Consider the following 19,675-nt stretch of genomic DNA (forward strand, 5'->3'; position numbering starts at 1 on the left):
TGTGATTAGAGGGCGACAGGCAAAAGGGGAAGCGGCTGCCCTCCCCGTTCCTTGTCGGTCGCGCGATGGCCGCCGAAATTAGCTTTCAGTTTCGGCGATCGCGATCCCGTCAGGACTTGCGCAGACCCGCCGAGAAATAGGCCTCGATCGAGTCGCCGACCGCGTCGACCAGGCGATTGCGGCTGGCCTTGGTGGTCAGGAAGGCTTCGTCTTCCGGATTGGTGATGAAGCCCATCTCCAGCAGCACGGCGGGCACGTCCGGCGCCAGCAAGACTATGAAGCCGGCGTCGCGGTGGCTGCGGCGCAGCAGCGTGGTTTCCTCGCCGACGCTGGCCAGCAGCAGCTGGGCGAAGGCGGCCGAACGGTTCTTGGTGGCGCGCTGCGACAGGTCCAGCAGGATCTGGCTGACGGCGCGATCGCGGCCCGGCAGATTGGTCTTCATCAGCCAGTCGTCCTTGTCGAGGACGAGGCCAACGCGCTCGGAGCCCTTGTCAGACACGGTGTAGACCGAAGCGCCGCGCGTGCTGACGTCGGGCCCCGAGTCGGCATGCAGGGAAATAAAGAGATCAGCGTCGGCGCGACGGGCGATCTGCACGCGGCCTTCCAGCGGGATGAAGGTGTCGGTCTCGCGAGTCAGCACGACCTGGAAGCGGCCGGTGCGCTCCAGGCGCGCCTTCAGCGCCTTGGCCGCGGCCAGGGTGACGTCCTTCTCGAAGACAGTGGCGCCCAGCGAGCCGGGATCCTTGCCGCCGTGGCCGGCGTCGATGACGATGACCTTCTTCAGGCGCAGCGGCGCGGCCTTGACCGGTCCGCTGGCGAAGGTCAGGCGTGGAGCCTGCGGGGCGGCGACCTGCGGCGCGGCCTCGACGGCCTTCAGGTCGATCACGTAGCGATAGGCGGTCGCGCCGTCGCCTGGCGGCAGCAGGAATCGGCGGCGGACCTCGGCCTTGCCCGTCAGGTCCAGGCGCAGACGGGCGCCGCCCGCGGCCTCGTCGATCACCCAGCGCTTGACCAGGCCCTGGCCGGAACCTTGCAGATCGCCGGACACCAGCACGTTCGGCAGGGCCATGACCAGGCGCTGGTCGCTCATGCCGTCGGAGATCAGCTTGCCGACCGCGGCGCGATCCAGGTCGATGACGACGCGGGTTTCGTTGCGGTCGCCGCCGAAGCGGACCTTCTGCACGCCGGCCGGCGCGGCCGGTCCCTGGGCGGTGGCCACGGCGACGCCGGCGACCGTGAGGCCCCCGACAATCAGGGCCGCCCGGACCCAGCCCATGCGGGCCAAACTGATAAGAAGCTTACGCATTCCCGCCCGCGTAATCCGAAACTGGTGAACTGAATGTCAATATCTCCCGGGCGGTAGCCAAAGGGTTAAGTCCAGATCATCCGTCGAAAGCTTTTCTTTTGTGCGTCGATGTGGCTACAGTCCCGCCGTGCGCGAATGTCGTGATCGTCACGACTCCGTGCGGGCCGTCCGAGCCCCGAAAGTGGTCTTGAACCTCTTCCGGCGCGAAGGCGGCAGACTAGATAGTGTTCGAGAGACGGCCGATCTGGCGGGCAAGACGCCGACCGAGACGCCGGATCTAGGGCTCGCGTCGGGCTCAAACGCCCTTCTGGCGACGACGCGCCATCCGATCCGCGCCATCCGGCGCGACAACACCACCTCCTCGCGCCACTCGTGACGCGACAGGCAAACCATCCAGTCCGCGCTTCATGCGCGGTAGGGAAAAACGAAACCCCCAATGGGCTGCGCCGCACCCGACCGCCTTTGGCACCCGACCCTTCGCAACCGCGCTGACGGTGCGACGGTCGGCGACGCGCGCGCCCTTCATTCAGAACGGCGACCGGGCCTCGCGCCCGCCGCGCGCCGTGGAGACTTCCTTAATGTCGAAGAAGATGCTGATCGACGCAGCACACGCCGAAGAGACGCGTGTGGTCGTCGTGGACGGAACCCGGGTTGAAGAGTTCGATTTCGAAAGCCAGACCCGCAAACAGCTTCGCGGAAATATCTACCTCGCCAAGGTGACCCGCGTTGAACCCAGCCTCCAGGCTGCGTTCATCGAGTACGGCGGTAACCGCCACGGGTTCCTGGCGTTCAACGAAATCCACCCGGACTATTACCAGATTCCGGTCGCCGACCGTGAAGCGCTGATGCGCGACGATTCGGGTGACGACGATGACGACACCCCGGTCTCGCGTCGCGCCTCGGGCGGCGACGACGAGGACGACGTCAACGGCGGCCACGCGGTCGACGACGACGATGATGACGTCGAAGAAGAGCTGGCCCGCCGCAAACGCCGGCTGATGCGCAAGTACAAGATCCAGGAGGTGATCCGCCGCCGGCAGATCATGCTGGTCCAGGTCGTCAAGGAAGAGCGTGGCAACAAGGGCGCGGCCCTGACCACCTATCTGTCGCTGGCCGGCCGCTACGGCGTCCTGATGCCCAACACCGCCCGAGGCGGCGGCATCAGCCGCAAGATCACCGCGGTGTCCGACCGCCGTCGCCTGAAGAGCGTGGTCAACAGCCTGGACGTGCCGCAGGGCATGGGCCTGATCGTCCGCACGGCCGGCGCCAAGCGCACCAAGGCCGAGGTCAAGCGCGACTACGAATATCTGCTGCGTCTGTGGGAAAACATCCGCGACAACACGCTGCACTCGGTCGCCCCGGCGCTGATCTACGAGGAAGAAGACCTCGTCAAGCGCGCCATCCGCGACATGTACGACAAGGACCTCGAGGGGATCTGGGTCGAGGGCGACGCCGGCTACAAGGAAGCGCGCGACTTCATGCGCATGCTGATGCCGAGCCAGTCCAAGAAGGTCTTCAACTACCGCGACCCGACCCCGCTGTTCGTCAAGCACAAGATCGAGGACCATCTGGCCCAGATCTATTCGCCGGTCGTGCCGCTGCGTTCCGGCGGTTATCTGGTGATCAACCAGACCGAGGCGCTGGTCGCCATCGACGTCAACTCGGGCAAGGCCACGCGCGAGCGCAACATCGAGGCCACGGCCCTCAAGACGAATATGGAAGCGGCCGAGGAAGCCGCTCGCCAGCTGCGTCTGCGCGACCTGGCCGGCCTGATCGTCATCGACTTCATCGACATGGATGAAGGCAAGAACAACCGCGCGGTCGAGAAGGTCCTCAAGGACGCGCTCAAGGACGACCGCGCCCGCATCCAGATGGGCAAGATCTCGGGCTTCGGCCTGATGGAGATCAGCCGCCAGCGTCGCCGCACCGGCGTCCTCGAAGGCACGACCCACGTCTGCGAACACTGCGAAGGCACCGGCCGCGTCCGCTCGGTCGAGTCCAGCGCCCTGGCCGCCCTGCGCGCGGTCGAGGCCGAGGCCCTCAAGGGCTCCGGCGCGGTGATCCTGAAGGTCGCCCGCTCGGTCGGCCTCTACATCCTCAACGAAAAGCGCGACTACCTGCAGCGCCTGCAGCAGACGCACGGCCTGCACGTGACCGTCGTGGTCGACGACAGCCTGCACGCCGGCGACCAGGAGATCGAGCGCACCGAGCTGGGTGAGCGCATCGCCGTCGCCCCGGCTCCGTATGTCGAGGAAGACGACGATTTCGATCCGTCGGCCTTCGAGGACGAGGAAGACGACGAAGAGATCCTCGACGACGAGGACGAAGAGAGTCTTGAGCGCGAGGACACCGACGACGACGAGGCCTCGGCCCGCAAGCAGGCCCGCGACGACGATCGCGGCGACCGCAAGGGCCGTCGGGGCCGTCGCGATCGCGGCCGTGGCCGGGGTCGTCGTGACGAACGCGAGACCGAAGGCGAGGCTCCGGCCGAAGCCGAAGTCGAAGGCGACGAAGACGAGCTCGAAGGCGACGCCGACGACCGCGCCGAATTCGGCGATGATGATGACGGCGCCCGTCGCCGTCGCCGCCGCGGTCGCCGTGGCGGCCGTCGTGGCGGTCGCGAGGACGGCGATCGTCCGACCGACGCCTTCGTCTGGATCCGTCCGCGCGTCCCGTTCGGCGAGAACGTCTTCACCTGGCACGACCCCGCCGCCCTGGTCGGCGGCAATAGCGAACCGCGCCGTCCGGCGCCGGAAGCCCGCGTCGAGCGTGAAGAGACCGCGGAGCGTCCGGAACGCGTCGAGCGCGAGGAACGTCCGGCCCGCGAACGCGGCCGTCGTGGCCGTGACCGTGGTCGCCGCAACCGCGACGACGCTCCCGTGGTCGAGACTTCGGCCGAAGCGACCGCCGTCGTCGACGCGATCAGCCCCGCTGAACCGGTGGAGCCCTACGAAACGCCGGTCCTGACGCCGCCGGTGATCTCGGGTCCGCCCGCCGACGTCTGGGTCGAACTGCCCGAGGCCGAGGAAGCGCCGAAGAAGCCCAAGCGTGTCCGCTCGCGCGGCAAGAAGGCCGTCGCCGAGGACGCCGCCCCCGAGGCGGCTGTCGAAGCTGTCGCCGAAGCCGTGACCGAGAGCGCCGCCGTGGTTGCGCCAGAACCGACCTCGGAGCCCGCTCCGGAACCGGTCGTCGAGGCCGCGCCCGCGCCGGTTGTGGAAGCGCCGCCGGAACCTGTTGTCGAAGCGGTCCCGGCCGCTCCGGCCGAGCCGGATCCGAACGAGATCACCACCCCGCCCGAAAAGCCCCGCAAGGGCTGGTGGCGCCGGTAGGCTGACCTGATGACGGCCCGCGCATCGCTGGATGCGCGGGCCGAAATCGTCTTGAGGCGGAAGCGAGACCCTTGTTCCCTCGCCTCCAGCTTCCAAGTTAGACTGGTCGGGGTTCGCGGGGGCGCGATCTGGAGATCACTCAATGACCTCGCGTAGCGGGCAAGCTGGGAAGCGACTCGGCGTGGCTTTGTCCGCGTTGGCCGTGCTCGCGTCCAGTATTCCCCAGATCGCTCTGGCCCAGGATGACGGCCCTTCCCTGATCCGGGACACCGAGATCGAGGAAATCCTGCACCACGACGCCGACCCGATCTATGCGGCGGCGGGCCTGGATCCGAGGACCGTTCGCATCCTGATCGTCGGCGACAAGTCGCTGAACGCCTTCGCCACCCAGGGCCTGCAGATGGGCCTCAATACCGGCCTGATCCTGCAGACCGAGAACCCCAACCAGCTACGCGGCGTCATCGCCCACGAAACCGGACACCTGGCCGGCGGGCACCCGATCCGGTCCGGCGAGATGACGCGCGCGGGCCTCAAGCCGATGATCCTGACCATGGGCCTGGGCGTCCTGGCGGCTCTGGCCGGGTCCGCCGACGGCGCCGCCGTCCTGCTGGGCAACGCCCAATACGCCGGGGCGCTGGGCGCGCTAGGCTACAGTCGCGAGCAGGAATCGCGCGCCGACCAGGCCGGCGCCGGCTTCCTGGAGGCCACCGGCCAGTCAGGGCGCGGCCTCGTCGAGTTCTTCGACAACTTCCGCTATCAGGAAGTCTTCGATCAGGCCCGCCGCTACGAATATTTCCGCAGCCACCCCCTGTCGTCCGAACGGATCGAGGTGCTGCGCAGCCGCGTCGAACGCCAGCCGCACTACAGCGCCGTCGACACGCCCGAGGACCTGGCCCAGCACGAGATCATGAAGGCCAAGCTGGAAGGGTTCCTGAACCCGCAGGTCGCCTTGATGAAATACAAGGAAACCGACACCGGCTTTCCGGCCCGCTACGCGCGCGCGATCGCCTACTACCAGATGAAGGAGCCCGACCGGGCCCTTCAGCTGCTGGAGCCGTTGATCGCCGACCATCCCGACAATCCCTACCTGTGGGAGCTGAAGGGCCAGATCCTGTTCGAATTCAACCGCGTGGCTCAGGCCGAGGAGCCGCAGCGCAAGTCAGTGCAGCTGAAGCCCGACGCGGCCCTGCTGCGCGTCAATCTCGGCCAGACCCTGATCAATCTCAACGATCCGAAGAAGGTCGAGGAAGGCGTCCAGGAGCTCAAGCGCAGCCTGCTGAACGATCCGGACAATTCGGTGACCTGGCGCCTGCTGGCCCAGGCCTACGACACCCAGAAGAAGGACGGCGAGGCGCGTCTGGCCACGGCCGAGCAGTACTACTCGCTCGGCGCCGTGCGCGAGGCCCGCGTCTTCGCCATGCGCGCCCGAGAGCTGCTGACCAAGAACACCCCCGACTGGCGCCGCGCCACCGACATCGTCCTGGCCTCGCGCCCCTCCAACCAGGACCTGAAGGATCTGGCCAAGGACGGCGCGGCGCAATCCAACCTTAGCCACTAGAGCCCGTCCCGTTTAGATTCCATCTAAAGCTAAAGCGCGCTAGCCGCCTCACTCTTCCACGTTCGAGATCTTCATGACCCTGCTCCGTCGCGCCGCGCCCCTCGCTGTTCCGCTAGCCATCGCCGGCTTGGCCCTCGCCGGCTGCGAACGCCCCGCGCCCAAGCCTAGCAAGGCCTTCGGAGAAAAGGTCCGCGCCTATCTGCTGGAGCACCCCGAGGTGCTGATGGAGGCCAGCCAGAAGCTGCAGGAAAAGCAGGCCTCGCAGCAGGCCGCCTCGGCCCAGAAGGCCATCGGCCAATACCGACAGGCCATCGAGCGCGACCCGCGCGACATCGTGATCAATCCGAACGGCTCGATCACCGTCACCGAGTTCTTCGACTATCGCTGCGGCTATTGCCGCCACGCCGCGCCCGAGATCGTCGACCTCGTCCAGAAGAACCCGGATGTCCGCCTGGTGCTGAAGGACTTCGTGATCTTCGGCCACGATAGCGAGGCCGCCGCCCGCCTGGCGCTGGGCGCCAAGGACCAGGGCAAGAGCCTGGAGCTCTACAAGGCGCTGATGGCCGAGAACGCCCTGGATGCAGCCGCCGCCCTGCGGATCGCGGCCGGCCTGGGCATCGACATGACCAGGGCCAAGGCCGCCGGCGAGAGCGAGGCCGTCACCCAGCACCTGGCCGACACCGACACCCTGGCCAAGACCCTGCAACTGTCGGGCACCCCAGCCTTCATCGTCGGCGACACCCTGGTTCCGGGCGCGGACATCAACGCGCTGAAGCTGGCGATCGACCAGACGCGCGCGGCCAAGGCGAAGGCGGGTTGAGGAGCCGCCCTCGTCCTTCGACAAGCTCAGGATGAGGGCGACTTCACCCGCGTATCATTTGAAAACCTCACCCTGAGCTTGTCGAAGGGCGAGGTTTTCAGCGTCCGAGGTCAGATCAGCCCGCCCAGCGGCGAGCTCGGATCGGCGTACAGGCGCTTCTGCATCCGCCCGGCCAGATACGCCTCCCGCCCGGCGATGACCGCGTGCTTCATGGCTCTGGCCATGCGGATCGGATCCTTGGCCTCGGCGATGGCGGTGTTCATCAGGATGGCGTCGCAGCCCAGCTCCATGCCGATCGCCGCGTCCGAGGCCGTGCCGACGCCGGCGTCGACCAGCACCGGGACCTTGGCGTTCTCGACGATGATCCGCAGGTTGACGCGATTCTGGATGCCCAGACCCGAGCCGATCGGCGCGCCCAGCGGCATGATCGCCACCGCGCCGGCCTCTTCCAGCTTGCGGGCATAGACCGGATCGTCCGAGCAATAGACCATCACCTGGAAACCCTCGGCGACCAGCAGCTTCAGCGAGCGCAGGGTCTCTTCCATGTCCGGGAACAGGGTCTTGGGGTCGCTGAGGACCTCCAGCTTGACCAGGTCCCAGCCGCCGGCCTCGCGGGCCAGGCGCAGGGTGCGCACGGCGTCCTCGCCGGTGAAGCAGCCGGCCGTGTTGGGCAGATAGGTGAATTCGCTGGGCTTGACGTAGTCGACCAGCAGCGGCTGGGTCGGGTCGGTCAGGTTCACGCGGCGCACGGCCACGGTGACGATCTCGGCCCCGGCCGCGCGGGCGGCGGCGGCGTTGGTCGCATAGTCCTTGTACTTGCCCGTGCCGACGATCAGGCGCGAACGGAAGGTGCGACCGGCGACGGTCCAGGTTTCATCGGCGTCCGGAGACGTGACGGAGTCGGGGGAAACGTGCGCGTTCATGGGGGTGGTTTACGCCCGGGAAGCCGGCGTTTCAAATGCGGAGGATCAACCGCCGCCGATAAACGTCACGATCTCGATGCGGTCGCCATCCGCCAATTCCGTGTCGGCGTAGGTCGAGCGCGGCGCGATCTCGAGGTTGCGCTCGACCGCCACCTTGCGGGCGTCCAGGCCCAGGGCGCCTACCAGATCGGCGATCGTGACGACGTCGGCCACGTCCCGCTCTTCCCCGTTCAGTAAAAGCCTCATCTCACCTCCGAAGCGAGCCGTGCTTGTGACCCGGCGGAACCGGCTATACAAGACCCTCGGAATCGACGGCGGAGCCGCATGGTAAAACCGATCCACGTGCTGAGCGGGCCCAACCTCAACCTGTTGGGGACCCGGGAGCCCGAGATTTACGGCAAGGACACCCTCGAGGATGTCCGTACGCGCTGTGAGGCGCGGGCGGCTTCGCGTGGCGTTTCGGTGGTCTTCCGCCAGTCCAATCATGAGGGGGTGCTGATCGACTGGGTGCAGGAGGCGCGTGAGTCGGCCTCGGCGCTGATCATCAATCCGGCCGGCTACGGCCACACCTCGATCGCGCTTCTGGATGCGCTCAAGACCTTGAGCATCCCGGTGATCGAGTGCCACCTGTCCAACCCGGCGGCGAGGGAGGAATTCCGCCGCCACACCTTCGTTTCGCTGGCCGCCACCGGGATCGTCTCGGGCTTCGGCGCGGCGAGTTATGAACTGGCGATCGAGGCCGCCTTCGGCCTGATCCGCGCTTAACAACGATAACGCCCGGCGTTTTCCGCCGCCGAGGCGCTCAAGAGAACAAGGTAAGCTTCCATGTCGAACCCCAAGGCCCCCGCCGATCCGGTCGAAGCTCCCGCGATCGACGCCCGTCTGGTCCGCAAGCTGGCGGACATCCTGAAGGACACGGGCCTGTCCGAGATCGAAGTCGAGCACGCCGGCCTGAAGATCCGCGTGGCGCGCGAACTGACCGCGGCTCCGGTCAACTACGTCCAGGCCGCCGCGCCGGCCTATGCCCCGGCTCCGGTCGCCGCCCCGGCCGCCGCGCCCGCGCCCGCCGCTGAAGCCGCTCCGGCCGCCGCCCGTGGCGACGCCGTGAAGTCGCCGATGGTCGGCACCGCCTATCTCTCGCCTCAGCCGGGCGCCGACGCCTTCATCAAGGTGGGCGACACCGTCTCGGCCGGTCAGACCCTGCTGATCGTCGAAGCCATGAAGACCATGAACCCGATCGCGGCCCCGAAGGCCGGCAAGGTCGTCGAGATCCTGGTCGCCGACGCCCAGCCCGTCGAGTTCGGCGAGCCTCTCGTCGTCATCGAGTAACGCTCATGTTCGACAAGATTCTCATCGCGAACCGGGGCGAGATCGCGCTCCGGGTTCACCGCGCCTGCAAGGAAATGGGCATCGCCACCGTGGCGGTTCACTCCGAAGCGGACCGCAATTCCATGTGGGTGCGCCTGGCGGACGAAAGCGTCTGCATCGGCCCCGCCCCGGCCGCCAAGAGCTACCTGAACATCCCGTCGATCATCGCGGCGGCCGAGATCACCGGCGCCCAGGGCATCCACCCGGGCTACGGCTTCCTGTCGGAGAACGCCCGCTTCGCCGAGATCGTCAACGCGCACGGCTTCACCTTTATCGGTCCGAAGCCCGAGCACATCCGGATGATGGGCGACAAGATCACCGCCAAGCAGGCCGTGAAGGACGCCGGCATCCCGGTCGTCCCCGGCTCGGACGGCGGCGTCTCGACCGAGGAAGAGGCCTTCGAGGCCGCCGAGAAGATCGGCTTCCCGGTGCTGATCAAGGCCGCCGCCGGCGGCGGCGGGCGGGGGATGAAGGTCGCCCATACGCGTGAGGATCTCGCCGAAGCCGTCTCGACGGCTCGCGCGGAGGCTCGCGCCGCGTTCGGCGACGACACGGTCTATATGGAGCGCTATCTCCAGAAGCCGCGCCACATCGAACTGCAGATCATCGCCGACAGCCACGGCAACGTGGTCCACCTGGGCGAACGCGACTGCTCGCTGCAGCGCCGCCACCAGAAAGTCCTGGAAGAAGCGCCCTCGCCGGCCCTGTCGGCCGAAGGTCGCGCCAAGATCGGCAAGGTCGTCGTCGACGCCGTCAAGGCCATCGGCTACCTGGGCGTCGGGACCATCGAGTTCCTGTGGGAAAACGACGAGTTCTTCTTCATCGAGATGAACACCCGCCTGCAGGTCGAGCACCCGGTCACCGAAGCCATCACCGGCATCGACCTGGTGCGGGAACAGATCCGCATCGCCGCCGGCCTGCCGCTGTCGTTCACCCAGGAAGACGTCGTCTTCGAGGGCCACGCCATCGAGTGCCGGATCAACGCCGAGAACGCGCGAACCTTCACGCCCTCGCCTGGTACGATCACCGACTTCCACGCCCCCGGCGGCCTGGGTGTTCGCCTGGATTCGGCGATCTACACCGGCTATGCGATCCCGCCCTACTACGACAGCTTGATCGGCAAGCTGATCGTGCATGGCCGCGACCGCGCCGAGTGCATCGCCCGCCTGAAGCGTTGCCTGGGTGAGATGGTCGTAGGCGGCATCGAGACCACGATCCCGCTGTTCCAGGACCTCCTGGTGCAGCCCGACATCCTGGCCGGCGACTACGACATCCACTGGCTGGAGCGCTGGATCAAAGCTCAAGAGAGCTGATCTGGAGCCGGCGATGGACGACGCCTTCACGGTCGACGATCTGATCGCCTGCTACGCGCGCGGCGTCTTCCCCATGGCGGACGCCCGCGAGGACGAAAGCGTCTTCTTGATCGATCCCGAGCGGCGGGGCGTCCTGCCGCTCGGGGGCTTTCACATCCCCAAGCGCCTGGCGCGCACCGTCCGCAACGGGCCCTACGAGGTTCGTATCGACACCGCCTTCGACGCGGTCATCGAGGCTTGCGCGGCCTCCAGGCCTGGCCGGGTCGAGACCTGGATCAACCACCCCATCCAACGCCTCTATGGCCAGCTCTACGCGCGCGGCCTGGCTCACAGCGTCGAGACCTGGCTGGGCGATGAGTTGGTTGGCGGCCTCTACGGCGTGTCGCTGGGCGGGGCGTTCTTCGGCGAGAGCATGTTCTCGACCGCGCGCGACGCCAGCAAGGTGGCGCTGGTCCACCTGGTGGCGCGGTTACTGGCCGGCGGCTACCAGCTATTGGACACCCAGTTCCTGACCGAGCACCTGACGCAGTTCGGGACGATCGAGATCAGCCGCGCGGACTATCGCCGACGACTGGCCAAGGCCCTGACGGTCCAGGGAGACTTCTACGGCTTGGCGGGCGGCGCGACCGGGGCGGCCTGCTTGCAGGCGATCAGCCAGGCGTCATAGACCGGGTGCTGCAGCGGGTTCAGGCCCGGCGAGCTGGCGTACATCCAACCCTTGTAGACCTGGCGTCCGGGCGGTGCGGCGCGGCCGGCCTGGGCCTTGGGCTGGGTGTCGACCACGAGATAGGCGGCTGTCTCCGGCGCGACCTCGTCGGCCGCCGCCGTTTCGCAGGCGCGGACGGTGAAGACCAGGGTCTTGTAGCGGATCGGCTGGCCGACCGGGACCTCGAACCGCATGGTCTCTGTGGTGACCTTGTCCAGAGCCTGCAGGATGGCGATCGTGTAGCGCTGGCGCTTGGCCGGCTCGGGCGGCTTGGCCGGGGTCGTCGCGGCCGGCTTGGGCGCCGTCGCGGCGGCGGGCGGCGGAGAGGCCGGCGGATTGGGATTGGCGATCGCGGGCGAGACCGTGGTCGGCTGGGCCGGCCGCAATTCGCCCGGAGTCGGCGCGGGAGTCACGGGACGCGGCGTCGGCGCCGCGGGGGCCTGAACGGCCGCCGGAGGGGTCTGGGCCTGCGGGGCGCCGTTCTGCCGCGCCATGGCGGCGCCCGTTACGGTCAGACCCGACAGGACCACGCCAAGGGCCGTGACTTTGGCGACCAGGGACGCCCGGCGGGCCATCGAGACTATTCCGGCTTCCAGGCTTCGTAGTCGCTGGTGGCCGCCGCGCGTTCGCCGCCACGGGCCAGCGAGCCCTTCGGACGCCAGGCGTGCACGGTGCCGGTCAGGTTCGGGATGTGATCCTTCTCCCAGTCACGACGGTTCAGCGGCGTCTGGGTCGGGACCTCGTCGAACGTGTAGTGCAGCCAGCCGCTCCAGTCCGGCGGGACCTTGGAGGCTTCGGCATAGCCACTGTAGATCACCCAGCGGCGCTTGCGGGCGTCATAGCTGTCGCTGTTGTCGCGGGCTTCGAAGTAGCGGTTGCCGTAGTCGTCCTTGCCCACGAACACGCCGCGGCGGCCGATGTGGAAGCGCTGACCAATGGTCGCGCCGTTCCACCACGTGAAGATCGCTTTCAGCACTACGTTCGCACCCGAATTTATAAGGCTTTGCAGGCCGCGACACGCACGGCGAAGCGGCCGGACTATAGGGTTTCGCGGCCTCAGCGTCCAGCGTCGCTCCACGGGAGAAGACTTCAACATCTTGTGGATTAGAGCCCTCACACCCGCAACATCTATTGAGGCTCGGCGATCGAGGTTCTAGCTTGGGGTGCGACCTTACGCGCGTCCCGCCGGCGCGGAATCACGCGTTAAGGATTTGACAAGATATCGCGATCGCCAGACGAACCCGGAACTCGCCCATGCGCACGCCCGCCAAAGCCGCCGGAGTTGCTCCCGTCATGGAGTGGCGCGACCTCGAACGCAGCGACAGCATCGTGGTCGTCTCGGCCCCGACCGCCTGGAGCGACGCCCGCGTCGAGGCCTGGCTGGACTGGGCCGGCGAGATCGAACCCAAGGCCGCGCTGGGCGGCGGTCCAGCCCGCTACGCCGAGCGCGTGGCCCAGGCGGGCCTGGCCCAGGGCCTGTTCGGCGACAAGGCCGACGCCAGCGCCTTCCGCGACGCCCTGCTGGCCACCATGCTGTCGGGGATCGCCACCCCGGCCGGCGGCCAGGCGGGCCTGGACCTGCTGCCGGAGATCGCCGAGTTCGAGTTCCAGACCATCGTCAAGGACAGCCTGGGTCGCCGCCGCGGCCGCGCCCTCGCCGCCCGGGCCGCCGCGCGGCTGGACGCCGCCCTGGCCCAGGTGGCCGACGCTGTTCGCCGCTGCTCGGGCGACCCGCGCGCCTGCGCCGACGTCCGCAAGAACCCGGCCCTGGCCCGCGCCGCCCGCAAGGCCCGCGAACTGGGCGCCGACGACCGCACCCTTCTCGACGCCATCGCCACGGCCGATGCGCCGCGCGCGGCGCTGCCCGAGCTGTCGGTCGAGCGCGAGCCGGCCATGGTCGCTTCGGCCTCGCGCCAGGGCGTCGCGGCCGGCGATGAAGCCGCCGCCTTCGCCGCCCAGGTCGGCTGGGAGACGAACGCCCTTACCCTGGCCCTGTCGCCAACGGACGCCGAGATCCTGGCGCGCGGCGTGGGCGTCGGCGCGGCCATCGACGCCAGCGCCTTTCTCGACGCCGACGGCTTCGACGTCGAGCGATTCACCTATGTCTGCCACCTGTGGGGCACGGCCCTGGAGCTGGAGCGCGGCGAGCGCCCCGCCCGTCTGAGCCTGGCAGGCGTCGGCGACTGCCTGCTCAGCCAAGGTTGGGCCCAGACCGGCGTCGAGGGCCGTGACGGCGCGGCCGCCCTCTGGGCGCTGGCCGTCGGCGCGGCCCTGTCGGCCAGCGCCGAGGCCGCCGCCGCGATGGGACCGGACACCGCCTTCGCCCAGGACAAGCAGAGCGTGCTCAAGACCCTGGCCGAGCGCCGGGTCCGCGCCGCCGCCCTGCGCTCGGCCCTGGCCACCGAGGCCGCCGCCGCCCTGGCGACCGCCCATGCCCTGGCCCGCAAGCATGGCCTGCGTTCGGCCGCCCTGGTCGGTCCTTTCGAAGATCCGGAAGCGACCCTGCGCCTCGGCGGCGCGCCGGTCGGCCCGGCGGGCGCCATGTCGCCGGTTTCGGTCGCCCAGACCGCCGACGGCTTCCTGCTGCCGACCTTCAGCGCCGCCGCCTTCGAGGCCCTGTCGAGCGAAGGCGGCGACCTGGACGCCGCGCGCCGTCACGCCCTGGGCCACGGCTCGCTGGCCGAGAGCCCGGCGATCGACCACGCCATGCTGCAGGCGCGCGGGTTCACCGCCCACGAGATCGAGAAGGCCGAGCACGCCCTGCGCGAGAACCACGGCCTGCGCGCCGCCTTCGCCCCGGCCGTGATCGGCGCGGGCTTTCTGCGCGACGTGCTGGGGGTCTCGGCCGAGGACGTGGCCCGCCGCGACTTCGACACCCTGGCTTTCGCCGACTTTTCGGTCTCCGAGATCGCCGCCGCCGAGCGCCATGCCCTGGGCGCGGGCACCTTGGGCGACTGCGAAGCGCTGAACCCGGAGCTGCGCGAGGCTTTCAAATCGGTCGAGGCTCCGGTCTTCGCTGATCGCCTCGCCATGCTGGCGGCCGTCGAGGCCTTCGCCTGCCTGCCGACGCCGGTGGCGATCCCCGTGGCCTTCGACAGCCGTCCCGCCGACGCCGTCCGCGCCCAGGCCGCCGCGGCTCGCTCGGGGATTCGGGCGTTCCGCCTGCAACGCGCCGCCGCGCCGGCCGACTTCAAGCTGGACCTGCCTGACGAGCCCGCCGCCGAGGCGCCGCGCGCTGCGGCGTCCCTTCGAGACCAGATGGCCCGCGAACCCACGGTCACCGAACGCGTGGTCGAGAAGATCGTCGAGCGCGACCGCTCGCGCCGCCGCCTGCCCGATCGCCGCAAGGGCTACATCCAGAAGGCGGCCGTCGGGGGTCACAAGGTCTATCTGCATACCGGCGAGTACGAGGACGGCGAACTGGGCGAGCTGTTCATCGACATGCACAAGGAAGGCGCGGCGTTCCGCAGCCTGATGAACAACTTCGCCATCGCCGTGTCGCTGGGCCTGCAACACGGCGTGCCCCTGCACGAGTTCGTCGACGCCTTCGTCTACACGAAGTTCGAGCCGGCGGGCCCGGTCACCGGCAACGACTCGATAAAGTCGGCGACCTCGATCCTGGACTATGTCTTTCGCGAGCTGGGCGTTTCGTATCTCGGCCGCGACGATCTGGCCAATGGCGATCCGGGTGAGTTCAACGCCGACGGCCTGGGCGCGGGCAAGGGCCGCCCGGGCGACGATATCGACGATGCCGAACCCACTCCAGTGCCTGCCAGCCTGTTCATTTCCAAGGGTTTTTCGCGCGGCGCCGCGCATGACAACCTGGTCTTCGCCTCGTTCGGCCGCCGCCGCTTGGAGGGCCAGAATCGTCCGGGCGCCGAGGGCGAGATGTGCCCAGCCTGTGGCGACCTCTCGCTGACCAGGCGCGGCGGCATGACGGTCTGCGACACCTGCGGAGCGCAATCTGACCACCCAGGGCCCGTCGCCTCGTCCTGAGCGCGTTCGGCTGGCGTTAAGCTTGCTGCGGCAGGGTGAAAACGCCCTTTTCGCGTAGGACCTGCGCCAGAATGAAACCGATCGCTCTTCTTTCGGCCCTCGCCGTGCTGGTCTTCGCCAGTTCGGCCGGGGCTCAGAACGCCGCCCAGATCTCGGCTGTCCGCAATGGCGCCAACTGCCCGCGCTGCAACCTGTTCCAGGCCGATCTGTCGAACCTGACGCTGAAGAACAAGAACCTGGCGGGCGCGCGCCTGCGTCAGGCCGACTTCTCGACGGCGATCATGAACCGCACCCGCTTCACCGGCGGCGACCTGCGCGACGTCAACGCCTATGGCGCGGTCATGACCGGCGCCAACTTCGCCCGCGCGGACCTGACCAACGCCAGCTTCGTCGGCGCCTATCTGCAGGGCGCGAATTTCTCCGGGGCCAGACTATCGGGCGCCAACTTCTCGGGCGCCGAAATGGACCGTGCGATCGGTCTCACCCAGGCTCAGCTGGACCAGGCCTGCGGCGACGGTTCGACCTATCTGCCGGGCAATCTGCGCATCCCGCTCTGCCGTTAAATCCCCGTCATTACCGCAATTTAAGTGGCTTCCACGCGGCCGCCGGTTCAAACCGTAACTCACACAGTCGCGTATGGACTGAACGGAGAACTTGATGTCCCGCCTGGGCGCCTCCATCGCCGCCTTGACCCTGAGCCTGCTGGCCATGTCCGGCCAGGCTCAGGCCTCGATCGAAGACAAGGACGTCGCCAAGCTGACCTCCTTCGGCGGGATGTGCGCCAACTGCGATCTGGCCGGTCGCAAGCTGATGAACGCCAAGTTCGCCGGGGCCAAGTTCGTCAAGGCCATCCTGATCGGCTCGGACCTGCGCGGCGCGATGTTCTACGGCTCGGACTTCGGCTGGGCCGATCTGAGCCGCGCCGATCTGCGCGGCGCCGAGATGCGCGGCGCCAACTTCACCGGCGCCAACTTCACCGACGCCCGCATGTCCGGCATCGAGAGCAGCGGCGCCAACTTCACCCAGGCCACCCTGGTCCGCGTCGACCTGTCGTCGGCCGAACTGCACGCCGCCAACATGGTGGGCGCCAACCTGCAGAAGGCGCGCTTTTCCAACGCCGAGCTGATCGCCGCCAACCTGTCGGGCGCCAACGCCCGCGACGCCGACTTCTCGAACGCCGACATCAACCACGCCAATTTCCAGGGCGCCCGCTTCGACGGCGCCCGGTTCCGCAACGCCGACATGACCGGCTCGAACCTGCGCGGCGCCATCTTCAACGGCGCGGACTTCCGCAACGCCGACCTGACCATGGTCAATCTCAGCGGCGCCGATCTGTCGAGCGCCCGGGGCCTGGAACAGGACCAGTTGGACGAGGCCTGCGGCGACAATTCCACCCGCCTGCCCTCGGGCCTGAGCGTCCGGCCGTGCAACGGGATCAAGGGCGGACGTTTCATGCTGCTGCGCGAAGTGCCCAAGGCGCCGCCGGCCCCGCCCGCGCCCCCTGCCCCGCCAGCGCCCAAGAAGTGGTGATCTGGCTTTAAGCCAACCAATCAAGAAAAAGCCCTCCGATCGCGAGATCGGAGGGCTTCCTTGTTCCGGACTCTCGTCCCGCGCCTAGACCTTGATGGGGGGCGCGGTGCGGATGTGCAGCTCCTTGAGCTGCTTGTCGAGCACGTTGGCCGGGGCGTTCATCAGCAGGTCCTGGCCCTGCTGGTTCAGCGGGAAGGCGATGACCTCGCGGATGGCCACCTGATCGGCCAGCAGCATGACGATGCGGTCGATGCCGGGGGCCAGGCCGCCGTGCGGCGGGGCGCCATAGCGGAAGGCGTTCAGCATGCCGCCGAACTGGTCCTCGACCACTTCGGGGCCGTAGCCGGCGGTGGCGAAGGCCTTGAGCATGATCTCGGGCTTGTGGTTCCGGATCGCGCCCGAGCACAGCTCGTAGCCGTTGCAGACGATGTCGTACTGGTAAGCGCGGATGGTCAGCGGGTCCTGGGTTTCCAGGGCCTCCAGACCGCCTTGCGGCATCGAGAACGGATTGTGCGAGAAGTCGACCTTCTTCTCTTCCTCGTTCCACTCGAACATCGGGAAGTCGACGATCCAGCAGAACTTGAACTGGTTCTCGTCGACCAGCTTCAGCTCCGTGCCGACCCGCGTGCGGGCCAGGCCCGCGAACTTGGTGAACACCGACGGATCGCCGGCCACGAAGAAGGCGGCGTCGCCCGCGCCAAGGCCCAGCGATTCCATCAGGGCTTGCGTCGGCTCGCCCAGGTTTTTGGCGATCGGGCCGCCCCAGCCGCCCTGGTCTTCCGACCAGAAGACGTAGCCCAGGCCCGGCTGACCCTCGCCCTGAGCCCAGCTGTTCATGCGGTCACAGAAGGCGCGGCTGCCGCCCGTCGGGGCCGGGATCGCCCAGATCTGGTTCTTGGCGTCCGCGCCCAGGATCTTGGCGAACAGGCCAAAGCCGCCGTCACGGAAGTGCTCCGAGACGTTCTGCATCTTGATCGGGTTGCGCAGGTCCGGCTTGTCGCTGCCGTACCAGGCCATCGACTGGGCGTAGGTCAGGCGCTCGAAACCCTTGTGCTCGAACGATTGGCCGAAGTCGTTGGTGAAGGTGTGCGCGCCGTCGATCGGCGAGACCGGCTTGCCGTTCGAGAACTCCTCGAACACCCCGTGCATGACGGGCTCGATGGCCGCGAACACGTCTTCCTGCGTCACGAAGCTCATCTCGACGTCGAGCTGGTAGAACTCCAGCGAACGGTCGGCGCGCAGGTCTTCGTCGCGGAAGCACGGGGCGATCTGGAAGTAGCGGTCGAAGCCGGAGACCATCAGCAGCTGCTTGAACTGCTGGGGCGCCTGCGGCAGGGCGTAGAACTTCTCCGGGTGCAGACGCGAGGGCACCAGGAAGTCGCGCGCGCCTTCCGGCGAGCTGGCCGTCAGGATCGGCGTCTGGAACTCGTTGAAGCCCTGCGCGAACATGCGGTTGCGGATCGACTGGATCACGCGCGAGCGCAGGACGATGTTCTTGTGCAGGGTCTCGCGACGCAGGTCGAGATAGCGGTGCTTGAGGCGGATCTCTTCCGGATAGTCCGGCTCGCCGAAGACCGGCAGCGGCAGCTCGGCGGCTTCGCTCAGCACCTCGACGGCCGAGACACGGATCTCGATCTCGCCGGTCGGCAGGTTCGGGTTCACCACGCTGGCGTCACGAGCGACGACTTCGCCGTCGACGCGGATCACGCTTTCGGCGCGCAGACGCTCGACGATCGCGAAGCCCGGGGTCTCCGGGTGCAGGACGAGCTGCGTCAGGCCGTGGTGGTCGCGCAGGTCGATAAAGACCAGGCCGCCATGGTCGCGCTTGCGGTGGATCCACCCCGACAGGCGCACCGAGGAACCGGTGTCGGAGGCGCGCAGGGCGCCGCAGTTGTGGGTGCGATAGGCGTGCATGGAGGTCATGAAAGTCTTGAATACGCGGTGATTTGCAAGGCGCGGTAAGGCGCACGTGGGCGCCATGATGTCAAGGATTCTGGGACGGACCATGCGCTCGCACGGCCCGTCCGCGGAAGCTTTTCAGCCCTAGGCGGCCTCGACGATGGCCAGGAAGTCCTTGGCCTTCAGCGAGGCGCCGCCGACCAGGGCCCCGCCCACGTCCGGCGCGGCCAGGATCTCCCGGGCGTTCTCGGGCTTCACCGAGCCGCCGTAGAGGATCTGGACGGCGCCCCCCTGCGCGCCGAACAGAGCGATCAGCTCGGCGCGGATCGCCGCGTGCATCTCGATGATGTTGTCGACCGAGGCCACGTGGCCCGTGCCGATGGCCCACAACGGCTCGTAGGCGACGTTGAAGGCCTTGCCGGCCAGGCCGGGCGCCAGGGAGTTGCGCAGCTGGCCGACGACGAAGGCCACCGCCTCCCCCGCTTCCCGCTGCGCCAGGCTCTCGCCGACGCAGACGATGGGCTCCAGCCCCGCCGCGATAGCCGCTTCGGCCTTGGCGGCGACCTGCTGGCAGGTCTCGCTGTGGTCGGTGCGCCGCTCGGAATGGCCGACGATCACCAGGGTTCCGCCGGCGTCGACGATCATCTCGGCCGAGATGTCGCCGGTGTGCGCCCCACTGACCTTGCCGTGGCAATCCTGACCGCCAGTCAGGAGATGAGAACCCTCGACGGCCTCGGCGAGACGGTGCAGCAGGGTGGCGGGCGGGAAGATGGCGACGCGGGCCCCGGCGGGCTGGCGCTCCAGGCCGGCCGCGACGGCGCGCGCCTCGTCGAGCGCGGCCGAAAGGCCATTCATCTTCCAGTTTCCGGCGATCAGCGGCCGGGGAGTCGTGTTCGATAAGGTCATAAAGGCCTTCTTGAGGTCACG

General features: G+C 68.3%; 19 protein-coding genes. 12 read left to right on the forward strand and 7 right to left on the reverse strand.

The genetic code is table 11. The features are described from left to right. Positions 1–109: 109 nt before the first annotated feature. Complete coding sequence (locus AC07R7_RS15680) at positions 110–1,306, reverse strand: N-acetylmuramoyl-L-alanine amidase family protein (protein ID WP_494635815.1); 1,197 nt, start codon at positions 1,304–1,306, stop codon at positions 110–112. A 187-nt stretch (positions 1,307–1,493) separates the two neighbouring features. Between AC07R7_RS15680 and AC07R7_RS15685 the strand changes: the two genes are divergently transcribed. The 5 genes from AC07R7_RS15685 (at position 1,494) to AC07R7_RS15705 (ending at position 7,013) form a co-directional block, all read left to right on the forward strand. After that, positions 1,494–1,682: a hypothetical protein gene (locus AC07R7_RS15685; protein ID WP_494635816.1), complete on the forward strand. Its 189-nt coding sequence runs from the start codon at positions 1,494–1,496 to the stop codon at positions 1,680–1,682. Between the two features lie 60 nt (positions 1,683–1,742). Further along, complete coding sequence (locus tag AC07R7_RS15690; RefSeq protein ID WP_099577706.1) at positions 1,743–1,961, forward strand: hypothetical protein; 219 nt, start codon at positions 1,743–1,745, stop codon at positions 1,959–1,961. Beyond that, positions 1,885–4,635: an Rne/Rng family ribonuclease gene (locus AC07R7_RS15695; RefSeq protein WP_494635817.1), complete on the forward strand. Its 2,751-nt coding sequence runs from the start codon at positions 1,885–1,887 to the stop codon at positions 4,633–4,635. The genes AC07R7_RS15690 and AC07R7_RS15695 overlap by 77 nt, the downstream gene beginning before the upstream one ends. Positions 4,636–4,777: 142 nt before the next feature. Then, positions 4,778–6,193, forward strand: a complete 1,416-nt coding sequence (locus AC07R7_RS15700; protein ID WP_492838510.1) for a M48 family metalloprotease — start codon at positions 4,778–4,780, stop codon at positions 6,191–6,193. Positions 6,194–6,266: 73 nt separating this feature from the next. Next, entirely contained in the window at positions 6,267–7,013 is a 747-nt protein-coding gene (locus tag AC07R7_RS15705; protein ID WP_494635818.1) for a DsbA family protein, read from the forward strand. Positions 7,014–7,123: 110 nt separating this feature from the next. On the opposite strand, the gene AC07R7_RS15710 is transcribed toward AC07R7_RS15705, so the two are convergent. Both AC07R7_RS15710 and thiS read right to left on the reverse strand, forming a co-directional pair. Beyond that, positions 7,124–7,936 carry a thiazole synthase gene (locus AC07R7_RS15710; protein WP_492885096.1) on the reverse strand — a complete coding sequence of 271 codons (813 nt, stop codon included), beginning with the start codon at positions 7,934–7,936 and terminating at the stop codon, positions 7,124–7,126. Between the two features lie 45 nt (positions 7,937–7,981). Continuing rightward, entirely contained in the window at positions 7,982–8,182 is a 201-nt protein-coding gene (thiS, locus tag AC07R7_RS15715) for a sulfur carrier protein ThiS (RefSeq protein WP_492885095.1), read from the reverse strand. A gap of 78 nt (positions 8,183–8,260) precedes the next feature. Here thiS and aroQ point away from each other — a divergent pair, with 78 nt between their 5' ends. From aroQ to aat, 4 genes are read left to right on the forward strand one after another with little or no spacing between them, the layout of a single operon-like run. After that, complete coding sequence (aroQ, locus tag AC07R7_RS15720) at positions 8,261–8,701, forward strand: type II 3-dehydroquinate dehydratase (RefSeq protein WP_492838519.1); 441 nt, start codon at positions 8,261–8,263, stop codon at positions 8,699–8,701. A gap of 60 nt (positions 8,702–8,761) precedes the next feature. After that, positions 8,762–9,265, forward strand: coding sequence for an acetyl-CoA carboxylase biotin carboxyl carrier protein (accB, locus tag AC07R7_RS15725; protein ID WP_492838521.1), 504 nt, complete (start codon positions 8,762–8,764; stop codon positions 9,263–9,265). Between the two features lie 5 nt (positions 9,266–9,270). After that, positions 9,271–10,617 carry an acetyl-CoA carboxylase biotin carboxylase subunit gene (gene accC, locus AC07R7_RS15730; RefSeq protein WP_494635819.1) on the forward strand — a complete coding sequence of 449 codons (1,347 nt, stop codon included), beginning with the start codon at positions 9,271–9,273 and terminating at the stop codon, positions 10,615–10,617. 13 nt (positions 10,618–10,630) lie between these two features. After that, positions 10,631–11,284 (forward strand): leucyl/phenylalanyl-tRNA--protein transferase, encoded by a 654-nt coding sequence (gene aat / locus AC07R7_RS15735; protein ID WP_492885092.1) that lies wholly within the window; start codon positions 10,631–10,633, stop codon positions 11,282–11,284. Here the strand turns inward: aat and AC07R7_RS15740 are convergent. Continuing rightward, on the reverse strand, positions 11,221–11,898 hold the full coding sequence (locus AC07R7_RS15740; RefSeq protein WP_492885091.1) for a DUF2155 domain-containing protein: 678 nt from the start codon (positions 11,896–11,898) through the stop codon (positions 11,221–11,223). The genes aat and AC07R7_RS15740 overlap by 64 nt on opposite strands. Before the next feature lie 5 nt (positions 11,899–11,903). Continuing rightward, positions 11,904–12,299: an NADH:ubiquinone oxidoreductase subunit NDUFA12 gene (locus AC07R7_RS15745; RefSeq protein ID WP_492838525.1), complete on the reverse strand. Its 396-nt coding sequence runs from the start codon at positions 12,297–12,299 to the stop codon at positions 11,904–11,906. 278 nt (positions 12,300–12,577) lie between these two features. On the opposite strand from AC07R7_RS15745, the gene AC07R7_RS15750 reads away from it, so the two are divergent. The 3 genes from AC07R7_RS15750 (at position 12,578) to AC07R7_RS15760 (ending at position 16,849) form a co-directional block, all read left to right on the forward strand. Next, positions 12,578–15,319 (forward strand): TSCPD domain-containing protein, encoded by a 2,742-nt coding sequence (locus AC07R7_RS15750; RefSeq protein WP_494635820.1) that lies wholly within the window; start codon positions 12,578–12,580, stop codon positions 15,317–15,319. A 71-nt stretch (positions 15,320–15,390) separates the two neighbouring features. After that, the gene (locus tag AC07R7_RS15755; protein ID WP_492885087.1) at positions 15,391–15,882 is read left to right on the forward strand and encodes a pentapeptide repeat-containing protein; all 492 of its coding nucleotides are present in this window, start codon (positions 15,391–15,393) and stop codon (positions 15,880–15,882) included. A 94-nt stretch (positions 15,883–15,976) separates the two neighbouring features. Next, complete coding sequence (locus AC07R7_RS15760; RefSeq protein WP_494635821.1) at positions 15,977–16,849, forward strand: pentapeptide repeat-containing protein; 873 nt, start codon at positions 15,977–15,979, stop codon at positions 16,847–16,849. Between the two features lie 84 nt (positions 16,850–16,933). Here AC07R7_RS15760 and aspS read toward each other — a convergent pair whose 3' ends face one another. Beyond that, positions 16,934–18,772: an aspartate--tRNA ligase gene (gene aspS / locus AC07R7_RS15765; RefSeq protein WP_492885084.1), complete on the reverse strand. Its 1,839-nt coding sequence runs from the start codon at positions 18,770–18,772 to the stop codon at positions 16,934–16,936. Between the two features lie 120 nt (positions 18,773–18,892). Continuing rightward, entirely contained in the window at positions 18,893–19,654 is a 762-nt protein-coding gene (gene tpiA, locus AC07R7_RS15770; protein ID WP_494635822.1) for a triose-phosphate isomerase, read from the reverse strand. Between the last annotated feature and the right edge of the window lie 21 nt (positions 19,655–19,675).

The organism is Caulobacter sp. GW821-FHT05F04 (assembly GCF_059419665.1).